At 70.6% G+C, this 12659-nt stretch carries 10 protein-coding genes; 5 read left to right on the top strand and 5 right to left on the bottom strand.

Features of this window, described 5'->3' with window-relative positions; all coding sequences use genetic code 11:
• Positions 1-65: 65 nt before the first annotated feature.
• Positions 66-1514: a D-glucuronyl C5-epimerase family protein gene (locus ACPCK6_RS00885; protein ID WP_423480036.1), complete on the top strand. Its 1449-nt coding sequence runs from the start codon at positions 66-68 to the stop codon at positions 1512-1514.
• Here the strand turns inward: ACPCK6_RS00885 and ACPCK6_RS00890 are convergent, their stop codons facing one another.
• Both ACPCK6_RS00890 and ACPCK6_RS00895 read right to left on the bottom strand, forming a co-directional pair.
• The gene (locus ACPCK6_RS00890) at positions 1515-2264 is read right to left on the bottom strand and encodes a sugar transferase (RefSeq protein ID WP_423480037.1); all 750 of its coding nucleotides are present in this window, start codon (positions 2262-2264) and stop codon (positions 1515-1517) included.
• 17 nt (positions 2265-2281) lie between these two features.
• Positions 2282-3451 (bottom strand): polysaccharide biosynthesis C-terminal domain-containing protein, encoded by a 1170-nt coding sequence (locus ACPCK6_RS00895; protein WP_423480038.1) that lies wholly within the window; start codon positions 3449-3451, stop codon positions 2282-2284.
• A 279-nt stretch (positions 3452-3730) separates the two neighbouring features.
• Here ACPCK6_RS00895 and ACPCK6_RS00900 point away from each other — a divergent pair, with 279 nt between their 5' ends.
• Genes ACPCK6_RS00900 through ACPCK6_RS00910 form a run of 3 tightly spaced genes read left to right on the top strand, consistent with a single transcriptional unit; the run spans position 3731 to position 7007 of the window.
• Positions 3731-4780, top strand: a complete 1050-nt coding sequence (locus ACPCK6_RS00900; RefSeq protein ID WP_423480039.1) for a polysaccharide biosynthesis protein — start codon at positions 3731-3733, stop codon at positions 4778-4780.
• An 8-nt stretch (positions 4781-4788) separates the two neighbouring features.
• Positions 4789-6105 (top strand): glycosyltransferase family 4 protein, encoded by a 1317-nt coding sequence (locus ACPCK6_RS00905; protein ID WP_423480040.1) that lies wholly within the window; start codon positions 4789-4791, stop codon positions 6103-6105.
• Positions 6102-7007 carry a dTDP-4-dehydrorhamnose reductase family protein gene (locus ACPCK6_RS00910; RefSeq protein WP_423480041.1) on the top strand — a complete coding sequence of 302 codons (906 nt, stop codon included), beginning with the start codon at positions 6102-6104 and terminating at the stop codon, positions 7005-7007. Before ACPCK6_RS00905 ends, ACPCK6_RS00910 begins: the two co-directional genes overlap by 4 nt.
• Positions 7008-7053: 46 nt before the next feature.
• Here ACPCK6_RS00910 and ACPCK6_RS00915 read toward each other — a convergent pair whose 3' ends face one another.
• Together ACPCK6_RS00915 and ACPCK6_RS00920 are read right to left on the bottom strand one after the other, a co-directional pair.
• Entirely contained in the window at positions 7054-8346 is a 1293-nt protein-coding gene (locus ACPCK6_RS00915; RefSeq protein ID WP_423480042.1) for a glycosyltransferase, read from the bottom strand.
• A 123-nt stretch (positions 8347-8469) separates the two neighbouring features.
• Positions 8470-9828: a lipopolysaccharide biosynthesis protein gene (locus ACPCK6_RS00920; RefSeq protein ID WP_423480043.1), complete on the bottom strand. Its 1359-nt coding sequence runs from the start codon at positions 9826-9828 to the stop codon at positions 8470-8472.
• A 279-nt stretch (positions 9829-10107) separates the two neighbouring features.
• On the opposite strand from ACPCK6_RS00920, the gene ACPCK6_RS00925 reads away from it, so the two are divergent.
• Positions 10108-11358: an O-antigen ligase family protein gene (locus tag ACPCK6_RS00925; protein ID WP_423480044.1), complete on the top strand. Its 1251-nt coding sequence runs from the start codon at positions 10108-10110 to the stop codon at positions 11356-11358.
• 79 nt (positions 11359-11437) lie between these two features.
• Here ACPCK6_RS00925 and wecB read toward each other — a convergent pair whose 3' ends face one another.
• Positions 11438-12562 carry a non-hydrolyzing UDP-N-acetylglucosamine 2-epimerase gene (gene wecB / locus ACPCK6_RS00930; RefSeq protein WP_423480045.1) on the bottom strand — a complete coding sequence of 375 codons (1125 nt, stop codon included), beginning with the start codon at positions 12560-12562 and terminating at the stop codon, positions 11438-11440.
• Positions 12563-12659 lie beyond the last annotated feature (97 nt).

Below are 12659 nucleotides of genomic sequence, written 5' to 3' on the forward strand. Positions count from 1 at the left end.
TCAGATCAGGGACATTCGCGGACTTCACAGCGCACCCCCCTGGCTACTTTCAGTGCATGTTCGCGATGTCGAAGACAACTGCGGTAAAGACCTCGCTGCTGACGGCCACCCTGCTGATCGGCCTGCTCGCCGGACCGGCCCCGGCGAACGCGGCAGCCACCACGCACGCGGAGAGCGCGGACACGGTGACCGGCTTCGCCCGCGACGGCTTCCGGCCGCAGACCGTGCCGGAGGCGGCGCTGCCGTACAACGACGCCGCGCTGGCGCCGAGGGTCGACTCCTTTCCGCACGACGCCCAGGGCGTGCGGCTTTTCCGCTACAACGGTGTCACCTACGACCACCCGGTGGTGCAGGCGCAGTGGGGTCTGAGCAACCTCCGCACCTACCTTGCCACCCAGGACTCGTTCTTCCTGGACCGGGCGCTCGCCCAGGCGCAACGGAACCTGGACCGGAAGGTCGAGTCACGGGGCGCCTGGTGGTATCCGTACGGGTTCGACTACCCGCGCTGCGCCCAGCGGACCGGCATGGTGGCGCCCTGGTACAGCGCCATGGCGCAGGGCCAGTTGCTCAGCCTCTTCGTCCGCCTGAGCCAGGTCACCGAGGATCCGAAGTGGCGGACGGCCGCCGACCGTACGTTTGCCAGCCTGCTGGTCACACCGGCCGCGAACGCTCCGTGGGCGAGTTGGGTGGACGCCGACGGCCACCTGTGGCTGGAGGAGTACCCGGTCAGTGCGGCCGTCACCGGGGAGCGGGTTCTCAACGGGCACATCTTCGCGATCTACGGCGTCTACGACTACTGGCGGCTCACCGCTGACGCGCAGGCCCTGGCCCTGTTCGACGGTGCCACCACCACGCTGCACCACCGGGTGCCCGTCGACTTCCGTGTCCCGGACTGGATCAGCCGGTACTCGGTCGGCTGCCCGGGTGCCTACGCCAACTACCACGCGCTGCACGCCCAGCAGATGCTGAAGATCTACACTCTGACACGGGCGCCCGTCTTCGCCGGCCTGGCCGATCTATTCAGGTCCGACTACCCGGCGCCTGCCGTCTCCGGGCTCGTCTCCTTCTCCGGAGGAACCCACATCGGCTACACGTTCGACGCCACGGGCGCAATGGTGCAGCGCCGGACCCTGACGTTGTCGCGCGACTCGGCGGCGAACGCGGACCAGCGCGTCCGGGTGTATGGACGGGGCATCTACTACCGCATCACCGACGGAACGCTGGCCGGCTTCCTCGTGCCCGAGTCACCGGGGGAACGCGTGCTGCGCGGGCCCGTGGTGGCCCACACGTACACGCCGCAGCGACTCCTCACCTTCAACGCCGGCACCTACACCGGCTACCGGTACGACTCGTCGTGGACCGTGGCCACAAGCGCGACCTTCACCTTCTCCCGGCCGTCCGCCGCACCGTTCACCATCAGCGCGTGGGTCAACGGCCGACTGAGCTACCTGATCACCGCCGGGGCGTACTCGGGGATGTGGGTGCCTGCTGGTCCGGGCCTCGTTCCGGCCTGATCAGACCGGCAACACCGGTATCCCGTCGGGCCCGGGTTCCGCGGAGACCTCGTCCCGGCGGTGGGCGGACGTGCCGAGGAACTCGCAGCCGGTCGCGACGCCGGGCGCGGACACCCCCTCCCGGGAGAGCACCACGCGTACGGTCGCCGCCAGGATCTTCAGGTCGAGCAGGAAGGACCGGTTATCGACGTACTCGACGTCGTACGCGAACTTGTCCTCCCACGTCAGGCTGTTGCGACCACGAACCTGGGCGAGCCCGGTGATGCCGGGCCGGACCTCGTGTCGCCGGGCCTGCTCCGGGGTGTACCGGTCCAGGTAGCGCACCAGCAGCGGACGGGGGCCGATCAGACTCATGTCACCGCGCAGGACGTTCCACAGCTCGGGAAGTTCGTCGAGGCTGCACGCGCGCAGCCAGCGTCCGGCCCGGGTGAGCCGGTCCGCGTCCGCGACCAGGCCGCGGGCCGGGTCGACGTGCCGCATGGTCCGGAACTTCACCATCTGGAACAGCTCGCCGTCACGGCCCGGGCGGGGATGCCGGAACAGCACCGGCCGGCCCAGCGTCACCAGGACGACCGCCGCCACGACCAGCAGCAGTGGCGCCGCGACGACCAGCAGCACCGAGGCCGCGGCGATGTCGAAGGCGCGCTTGAACGGGTCGTAGGGGCGGGCCGGCGAGGGCCGCCGGCCCGGGTCCGGAGGTGTCAGGAACTCGGGCAGGCGGTCGGCCGGGTAGGTCATGCGGGAAGTCATCGTTCTCTCCACCAGGTTCAGGCGAGGACCGCCAGGCCACCGTTCCCGCTCCCGACCGGATCCGGAAGGTCCACGAGATGGTGCCAGGCGTCCGGTGTTACCGGATCGGAAACGTCGTTGTGCCAAACGACGCAGGGCGACTGGCGTGACCCTCTGTTCGTCACGCGACAGGCCCACATCGTCGGAATGTCGAGGACGGCCTCGGGCTCACCGTTGACGGTGAGCCGGACGACCTCGTGGTGCCCGACGCGGCGCAGCGCGATCTCGGCGGACCCCCGCGTCACCACGAGCCGCCGGACCGTCGCCAGATGGAACCGGTCGCCCCAGCTCTCGCCCGGGCCGAGCACGTGCCGGGCCCGGGCGCCGGGCGCCCCTTCGGAAGTCAGGGCCGCGAGCCGGGCGGGCCGGAGAGGCCGCGCGAGCCGGCCGGTCGATCGACGGGTGAAGCTGTGCGAGCGGTAGGTGTTGAACAGCCGGATCGCATGGCGGTCCGCCGGCTCCGGCACGTCCCCGCCGGCCTCCACGGTGGCGTACCGGGTCAGGCGCTCGGCGAGCGCGCGGACGCCGAGCCGCAGACTCGGCATGGCGGCGTCCCACGGCCCGGTCTGCGGCGCGCCGAGCAGCCGGGCGGCCGCATCGGTGACGTGGACCAGGTCCAGCTCACGGTCCTCGTGCACCGTCGGCTGCCGTCCGGCCGCCAGCAGGCCGCAGAAGATCGCGGTGACGCCGTTACGGAGCGGATGGCCGTGCTCGCCGTACAGGTTCGACAGCCGGACGTCTACCAGGTCGGGGCGGACGGCCCGGAGGATCTCCTCGGCCCGCGCCTTGGAGTCTCCGTACGGCGTGCCGTTGCCGGCCAGCACCGAGTTGGCGAAGACCACGCTGCCGGGCGGCGTGGCGCAGCGACCAAGCCCGTCCGCCACCACGCGGGCCAGATCCCGGTTGCCGGCCGCGACGGCGCCGGGCTCCCCGAGGTTGACGCCAGCGAGATGTAGCAGCAGGTCGACGCCATCGATGCGGGACGCCACCGTCTCGGGGTCGGTGAGCTCGGACCGGCCGACCAGGATCGGCTCGGGCCAGCCGAGCGCGAGGGCGAGCACCCGCACGTGCCAGCCGAGGAATCCGCCCGCCCCGGTCAGGGCCCACCTGCGCGGAGTCGTGCCAGCCTCGGTGGTGCGCAGGTTCACGTCCGCTCCTGTCTGGTCGTCACTCTTCGGCAGGGATCCGCGTTTGACCGCATACGGGGATCCACGAGGGCTACACGGCCAATATAGTGCGAAACCACATCAAGCACCTAAAACATCCGAAGTCGCCTGATGACATGGCGAACGACGATCGGCGCAGACGGTGGCGACCCAGCTACACCCTCTATACCGATTTGCAATCCTTTAGGCGTTTTAGTCGGTATTCTTCCACACTGCGACTCCCCTGCCTGGTGTCTTTTTGTTCGAGCAAGAGGAGAAGATGTGCAGTCGTCACTTTCGAACAGCCGAGTGCTGATCACGGGCGGGACCGGTTCCTTCGGGCAGACCATGCTCGCCCGGCTCCTGGCAGCCGGCGCGGCCGAGGTCCGAGTGCTGAGCCGGGACGAAGCCAAGCAGGAGGCGATGCGGCTGCGCCTACGGGACGACCGGGTCCGGTTCTACCTCGGCGACGTACGGGACCTCGACGCGGTGTCAAAGGCGTCCCGAGGCGTCGACTACGTCTTCCACGCGGCGGCGCTCAAGCAGGTGCCCTCGTGCGAGTTCTTCCCGCTGGAGGCCGTGCGGACGAATGTGCTCGGCAGCGCGAACGTCGTCGAGGCGTGCGACCGCAACGGGGTGTCCGCCGTGGTGTTCCTCAGCACCGACAAGGCGGTGTACCCGGTCAACGCCATGGGCATGACCAAGGCCCTGATGGAGAAGGTGGCCCAGGCCCACGTACGGAACAACCCGGCCGCCCACACCCGTGTCTGCTCGGTCCGCTACGGCAACGTGATGTGCTCCCGCGGCTCGGTGATCCCCCTGTTCATCGACCAGATCAAGAATGGGATGCCACCGACGGTGACCGAACCGACGATGACCCGGTTCCTCATGTCGCTCGCCGACTCCGTCCAGCTCGTCGAGCACGCCTTCACCCACGGCCAGCCCGGCGACATCTTCATCCGCAAGGCCGCCGCCTGCACGATCGGCGACCTGGCCACCGCGCTGTGCAACCTCTTCGAGGTTCCGCCCAAGTTCGACATCCTCGGCCTGCGCCACGGCGAGAAGATGTACGAGACCCTGGCCAGCCACGAGGAACTGGCGCGCGCCGAGGACTTCGGCGAGTTCCTCCGCGTGCCCATCGACAGCCGGGATCTCAACTACTCGCTCTACTTCGACGAGGGCGACAACGTCAGCGACCACCGCGCGGACTACACCTCGGACAACACCACACGACTGGGCGTACCGGAGATCATGTCCCTGCTGTCGGCACTGCCCGAGGTGCGTGTCCACCTCGACCGGCACGCCTCGCCGCTGCTGTCGAACGCGAGGTGAGGCGGACCATGTCATCTCCCGCCCGGGCGGACCACGACGCCCGACCAGACGCTGCCGACCAGCCCCGCGTCACGTTCCTCACCCAGTGGTTCGACCCGGAGCCCACGACCATGCCGGGCTGGGTGGCCCGGTCGTTGCGCCGCCAGGGGCTGGAGCTGGACGTGCTGACGGGAGTGCCCAACTACCCGACCGGGAAGGTCCACGAGGGATACCGGGCCTGGCGGCGCAGCACCGAGATGCAGGGCGACCTGCGGGTGCTGCGCACCCCCCTCTATCCGAGCCACAACCACTCCGCCGTCGGCCGGAGCGCGAACTTCGCCAGCTTCGCGCTCTCCTCGTCGCTGCTGGGCTCGGCGGCGCTACGCCACACCGACGTCACACTGGTCTACTCGACCCCGGCGACTGTCGCTGCCGCAGGCATGCTCGCACGCCTGCGCTGGGGCACGCCGTACGTCCTGATGGTCATGGACATCTGGCCCGACTCCGTGTTCGCGACCGGCTTCCTGTCCGGCGGAGTCACGCGGCGGCTGGCCGAGCCCCCGTTGAACTGGCTCACCAACCAGACCTATCGCTGGGCCCACCACGTCACGGCGACCTCCCCCGGCATGCGGGACGCGCTCGTCGAGCGCGGCGTGCCGGCCGACAGGGTGTCGGTCGTCTACAACTGGACCGACGAGAAGATGATGCGCCCCGCCGCTCCCGACCCCCGGGTCCGGGCCGGCCTCGGCCTGACCGACGAGTTCGTGCTGATGTACGCCGGAAATCACGGAGCGGCCCAGGGACTGGACGTGGCCGTACGCGCGATGGCCGAGCTGCGCGACCTGCCCGACGTGCACCTGGTGTTCCTCGGCGGCGGCATCGAGAAGCCGGTGCTGCGGTCGCTGGCCGCCAACCTCAACCTGCAGACCGTCCACTTCCTCGACGGGGTGGAGCCGGAGCAGGTCCCGGCCGTGATGGCGGCGGCCGACCTGCAGCTCGTGTCGCTGACCGACCAGCCGCTGTTCCACGTCACGCTGCCCAGCAAGGTGCAGTCGATCCTCGCCTGCGCCCAGCCCGTGCTCACCTGCGCGCCCGGCGACGCGGCGCGGGTGGTCCACGCCGCCGGCGCCGGCTTCAGCTCACCACCGGGTGATCCGGTGCAGCTGGCGCAGACGATCCGTACGGCGGCCGCGCTGCCACGTGAGCGGCTGCGGGCGATGGGCCGGGCCGGCCGGGACCACTACCTCGCCCACCTCGGCGAGGAGGCCAACGCGTTCGCGCTGGCCGATCTGCTGCGCGACGCGGCCCGGTCCAGGCGGCGCGGACCCAGCGGTGGTGCCCGATGAGCACACGTCTGCTCGTCCTCGGCGCGACCGGGATGCTCGGGCACACCCTGATGCGGGAGCTGAGCCGGGATCCGGAACTCGACGTGCGGGGCTGCGCTCGCGACGGCGCCGCCGTCCGTGCCTTCTTCCCCGAGCCACTCGCGCGAAGGATCACCGTCGGTCTCGACGTCACCGACGCGGCAGGTGTCCGGCGGGAGTTGGACCGAAAACGTCCCGACGTGGTCGTCAACTGTGCGGGCGTGATCAAACAGCGGCCGACGGCCACCGAGCCCGTGCCCACCATCGCGGTCAACGCGTTGTTCCCGCACCTGCTCGCCGAGGCCTGCGCGGATCGCGGCATCCGGCTCGTCCAAGTCAGCACCGACTGCGTCTTCTCGGGCGAGCGGGGCGGCTACAACGAGGCCGATCGCCCCGACCCGGTCGATCTCTACGGCCGGGCAAAGCTGCTCGGCGAGACGACGGACGGTACCGCGCTGACCCTGCGGACCTCCATCATCGGCCACGAGCTGCAGGGCCATCGGTCGCTGGTGGACTGGTTCCTCGCCCAGACCGGCGTCGTGCGGGGCTACACGGGAGCGATCTACAGCGGGGTCACCACTGTCGAGTTCAGCTCGGTGCTCCGGTCCGTCGTGCTACCGGATCCCGGTCTCACCGGCCTCTACCACCTGGCGTCCCAGCCGATCTCCAAGTACGAGCTGCTCGGTCTCATCGCCGACGTGTACGGCTGGCCCGGCACCATCGTGCCCTTCGACGACTTCCGCTGCGACCGGTCGATGTCCGCGGACGCTCTGCGGACGAGGACGGGCTACGAGCCACCCGGCTGGCCCGAGATGATCCGCCGGATGCACGAGGCGGCGGCACGATGGAAGCAGCCCAGGATCGCCGGGCTACAGCCGGCGTGACGACGCGACGGTGGCGGGCGACTCCGGTCGCCCGCCACCGTCGCGTTCAGCGCGCCGAGCGTCCCTGCGCGGCGGTGTCGGCGAGGATCCCCAGGTACCTGTCCATCTGGTCCTCCCGGTAGAAGCCGTCCAGGATCGAGGCGGGCAACTCCGGAATCCGCCCGGAGTCGTCCTTCTCGGCCAGCCAGGCCCGCAGCTGGTCGGCGATCTCACGCGGATCGCTCGACACGAAGCCCGCCCGGCGGGAGCGGATGATGCCGGCCACGACGCCGTCCCGGTATCCGATCATCAGAATCGGGCGCCGGGCACGCAGGTAGTCGAAGAACTTCCCCGGCACCGTCCCGGCGTCCCGTGGGTCCTTCCACATCACCAGCACCAGGACGTCGGCCTCGGCCTGGACACGCCACGACTTCTCGGCCGACACCTCACCCAGGTTGGTCACCGAGTCGGCGACCCCGGCACGCTCGACGGCGGCCTGCGCCACCCCGTTGTCCTCACCGGCGAACACCACATGCACCCGGCCGGCCTGCGGCCCGAGCAACGCGACGGCGTCCAGCAACGGCGAAGGATCCCGCTTGCCCGGGTTGAGCCGTCCGGTGTGCGCCAGCGTCAGCGTCCTGGCCCCCGGCCCCGTTCCCGGGTCGGGTACCTCGGCCGCCACCGGCGACGGCCGCCGGTCGATGCCGTTCATCACCACCTGGGTGTCGACGCCGAAGGTGTTCCGCATGATTTCGGCCAGCGGCTCGGAGATGGTGACGCAGGCGGCAGCCGAACGAAGCAGTCGCCGTTCCATCCAGTGGTCGACGGCACGGCGGATCCGGGTCCGACCGTACGGCCAGTAGTCGTTGCCCACGGTCCAGAGATCCCGGTAGTCGGCGACCCAGGGCACACCGAGCCGTCGGCTCAGCGCCGCGGCCACCAGATAGGCGGAAGCGGGCGGGTTGGTCGCCATGATCACGTCCGGCCGCCAGCCTCGCTGTCTGCTTAGGAACTGCCGGACGGCGGGCACCACCCAGTTGACGCACGCGTCCGGGATCAGCACCTCCCGGCCGATGACGCCGAGCATGGTCAGCAACTGCCGGCGGCCCACCCGGGAGCGTGCCTCCGCCCGCCGTACCGACGAGACGAGTTGCGCCGAGCGCGGCACCGGCGCGGCCCGGACGATCTGACTCTCCGGGACGCTGGCGTCCGGCGCGTCCGGTCGTGCCGCAGTCGCGGTGAGCACGCGCACGTCCCACTGCTGCGCGGCGGCGAACCTGGCCAGCTCACCGGGTCGCCGGGCGCCCACCGACTCGGACGGCGGAAAGTCGTACGCGATGATCAGCAGTCGAGGTTTCATGTCCTGATTCGTTCCTGAGTACGCGGAAGCGGAGCAGCCGGGCGCACCTGCCGGGCGGCTGCTTCTCCCGCTGGTCGTCATGCTGACCAACGGCCCGGTCGTCACCGGGTTACGCAGAGCTGGTCAGGCTGTCGTCTCCGCGGCGGCCCTGCCCACCGATCCGGCCGGTGCCGCAACCTCGCGCCGCATCCGTCGCGCCGCGCGGCTCGCGACGGTGACGGTACGCAGCGACATGAACCACAACACCGCGTAGGCGAGCGCGGCGGCCAGCCCGAAAGCCCAGATCGCGGTCAGCGCCGAAGCGCCGGTGGACACACTCACGGCAACCGCGCCGGTGACGAGCACGACGCGGCTCACGTCCCAGATCAGCTGGAGGCCCTGCCGGCCGAACACGATGAGGGTCTGGGACAACGGCGAGGAGACGAAGTGCGCTGCCGTGCTGATCGCCAGCGCCTGCGCGTACCACCCGCTGTTCGCCCACTGCGCGCTGAAGAGGGCCGAGAAGAGGGCGGGCGCCGCGACGACGACGACGACCGCGCCGGGTAACGCGATCAGGGCCAGCTTGCGGCTCGCTCCGAGGAAGATCAGCCGGGCCCGCTCGGCGCTGCCCCGGGCCGCCCTCGCCAGTTCCCCCAGGTAGACCTGCGCGACGGCGACACCGAGCAGCGCGGCGGGAGCCGCCAGCACCCGTTGGGTCAGGCCGAGCCAGCCGGCCGTCGTGCTGCCGTACCAGTAGGCCACCAGCAGAACGGGTAGCTGCAGGCCCAGCACGTTGAGCAGGCCCGAGGGGGTCAGCACCAGCGGGAAACGGCGGTACCGCAACGCGGTCCGCCACAGCTCGCGCGGTCTTCGCGCCGCCTTGGCCTCCGCGCTGCCCAGCCGTGCCTGCGGCAGCAGCATGAGCGCACCGGCGACCTGCCCGCCGGCCAGCCCCAGCGCCAGGCCACCGGAGCGGACCCCGACAGCGCCCGCACCCAACTGGATGAGCAGCATCGTGACCGACTGCAGCAGGTTACGCCGGCCGATCGCCGCGTACCGCCGGCCGCGCACGGCCATCTGGTTGAGCACCAGCAGGCTGCCCATCGCCGCGGCGGCCCAGGGCACCAGCCACAGCCAGGTCCGCAGCGCGGGCTCGTCGAAGGCGGCGACCACCGCATCCCCCAGCAGGGCGACCAGGGCGGTGCCGACGAGCGCGGTCAGCAGCGCGGCGCACAGTCCCAGGGCGACCAGGCCGTGCGCGCCGCGCTCCTGCGCCGGCAGGGGGACGGCCATCTCGAAGCGGAACGCCGCGATCGTGCCCAGCGTCGCCACCAGGGTGGATATCACGGTGAAGACGCCGAAGTCCGTCGGGCCGTACATCCGCGCCAACACCGGCGCGGCGGCGAGCAGAAGCAGCTGGCCACCCACGGTTCCCGAGGCGATGCTGATCACCCCACGGGTGCCGACCGTGAGCCGGGACCGCACCGCAGCCCGCAGGCCCATCCGCCGCCACCCCTTCGCACCCGCCGGTGAGCCGGCTCGGCGCCGGACCCCACGCCGTACAACGACCCCCTACCTGTGGCGTCACGCAAGGCCTACGGAAACGGCTCGTCCGGAGGAACCCACCATTCGACACCGCAGATCCCCGGAGCGCCGAGAGTTCCTTCGATCGGCGATGAGGTTTGGCCGTCACCGAGCGGCTCCGCACCGGTTTGACCCGGTGGTGGCCAGTGAATCCCGCCGGGCGAGCCGGCTGAGCTGAGCGACCGGAGGAGGTTACCGATGGTCACGGTGAAGCAGGACGTCCGGCCACAGCGGGATTCCACCGCGGCCGGCGACTATCTGCGGGCTGCCGTGCTGGTGCTGCTCCTGATCGGCTCGATGCTTCCCACCACCGGGTTCCCGCTGAACGAGCTGTTCGCGATCGTGGCGGTGCCGTTCATCATCCACGCGCTCGCACGCCGCCTGCCGCTGATACACCCGGCCCTGGGTGTCGTCGCCCTGCTGGCGCTGCTCTTCGGGACGGTGGTCTACCTGCGGCCACCGGACAGCGAGTACGGCATCGGCAAGGCACAGAATTTGTTCACGTTCACCCTTTTCACCGCGCTCGCGGCGGCGTTGCTCAGCGATCGCGAGCAGGTGGTTCGCTGGGCCAGGCTGTGGCTGATCTCCGGCCTCTGCCTGTCTCTGTTCGCCCTGCTCGGCGACGTGGACGGGGCGGGCAGGGCGATCGGCATGGCCGGGAACAATCCGATCTGGCTGGCCCGCGCCATCGGTTCGCCGGCCGTCGCGCTGGTCTGGCTCGTCTACCAGCGTCGTATCCCGCGGTCGATGGCGATACCGGCGGGCTTGCTGCTCACCGCCGGGCTCGTCGCGACCGGTTCCCGGGGCCCCGCCGTGGCGATGTTGATCGGCATCACACTGGTCTTCGCCACCGCGGGTCGGCAACAGCGGCTCGCCCGGGTCGCGATCGTCCTCACGCCGATCCTGATCGCAGGCTACGCCGCCGTGACCTTCGGGCTCGTCTCCGCGGACTCACGCATCGGCGCGTTCATCGTCGATCCGGCGGACACCGCCTACTCGTCGGAGCGGCTGGACCTGGCCCAGCCCACCCTCGGCCTCATCGCCGACCATCCGGGCGGCGTCGGCATCGGCAGGTGGGCCGAGTACGCCGGCATCCCCCGCGTCGCCTACCCCCACAACCTGTGGCTCGAGGTGCTGTCCGAAGCCGGTTGGGTCGTCGGAGGACTCTTCATCCTGATCGTCGTCCGGACGGTGTGGCTACTGTCGAGGACGAGCCGGAGTGAGCCGACCGCTGCTCTGGTCCTGGCCCTGCTCGCCTTCGAGATCGTTGTGACCAGTGTGTCCGGTGATCTGAACGCCCGCACCCTCTTCTTCACGCTCGCCCTCGGACACTGCGTCAGCCGCTGGCCGGCCGAACGGGCCCGCCACCGCCGGGCCAAGACCGTCGCACCCCGCATCGGCGCCGCCGGGGTGGGCGTACCCGGCAAGCCCGAGGCCGCTGTCGTGTGAGCAGGAACTGTTCGAGACGACGGCGCGCCGGCCGCACGGCACCGCTCGACGCGGTCCGGGCGGCCGGCGCACCCGGTCGTCAGACTCGGATGCCTGCCCAGCCGTGGTGACGGCGGACTGTGGACAGGATGAAGTCGACCACCCGGCGGGAGGCGTCCGGGATCTGGTAGTCGGCCGGGCAGGGCACCCCCGCCGCGGCCACCTGCTCGACAGTCACCCGAACCGCCTCGACGACACCGGCCCGGTCCAGACCGGTCATGATGACGCCACCGGCGTCGAGCGCCTCGGGACGCTCGATCGACTCCCGGAGGGTGATCGCCGGGAAGCCGAGAATGGCGGCCTCCTCGCTGATCGTGCCGCTGTCGGACAGCACGCAGCGGGCACTGGTCTGCAGGCGCACATAGTCGAAGAAGCCGAACGGCTCGTGAAAGGCGATGCCCTCCAGTGCGGCGTCGTCCACCGCGAGCGCCTCCAGCGCCTTGCGCGTCCGCGGATGGGTGGAGACCAGCAGCGGCAGGCCCCACTCGTCGCGTACCGCACGCAGGCAGTCCAGCAGGCGGTGCAGTCGATCCGGCCGGTCGACGTTCTCCTCCCGGTGCGCGCTCACCACGAAGTACCCCTCCGGGGCCAGTTCGAGCTGGTCGAGCACGGTGGAGCGGGTGATTTCGTTCCGGTAGTGCGCCAGCACCTCCCGCATCGGTGAGCCGGTGTGCAGGATCCGGCGCGGGTGCACGCCCTCGGCCAGCAGATTGCGCCGGGCATGCTCGGTGTAGACAAGGTTGAAGTCCGCGATGTGGTCGACCAGGCGTCGGTTCGTCTCCTCCGGCACGTTCAGATCGAAGCAGCGGTTCCCGGCCTCCATGTGGTAGACCGGCACGCGCATCCGGCGGGCCATCAGGGCACCGATGCAGCTGTTCGTGTCGCCGAGCACGAGCAGCGCGTCTGGCCGATAGGACGCGATCGCCTCCTCCACCCCGACGAGGACGCCGCCGAGCACCCGCCCCAGGGACGACGTGTCGACGCCCAGGAACCGGTCCGGCCGGCGCATCCGCAGCTCGGAGAAGAAGACGTCGGACAGTAACGGGTCCCAGTTCTGCCCGGTGTGCACGAGCACATGCTCGACCGTACGGTCCAACCGCTCCACCACCCGCGACAGCCGGATGATCTCCGGCCGGGTCCCGACCACCGTCATCACCCGTGTCATCGCCTCTTCCCTTCGTCGGTCGCGCGTTCACGGGCTCAACGCGACCATCCGGACCGGGTTACGCAACGGCCATCGGTTCACCCCATCGGCACTGCGG

It is taken from the genome of Micromonospora sp. AB353 (genome assembly GCF_049538395.1).
Taxonomy (GTDB): Bacteria; Actinomycetota; Actinomycetes; order Mycobacteriales; family Micromonosporaceae; genus Micromonospora; species Micromonospora aurantiaca.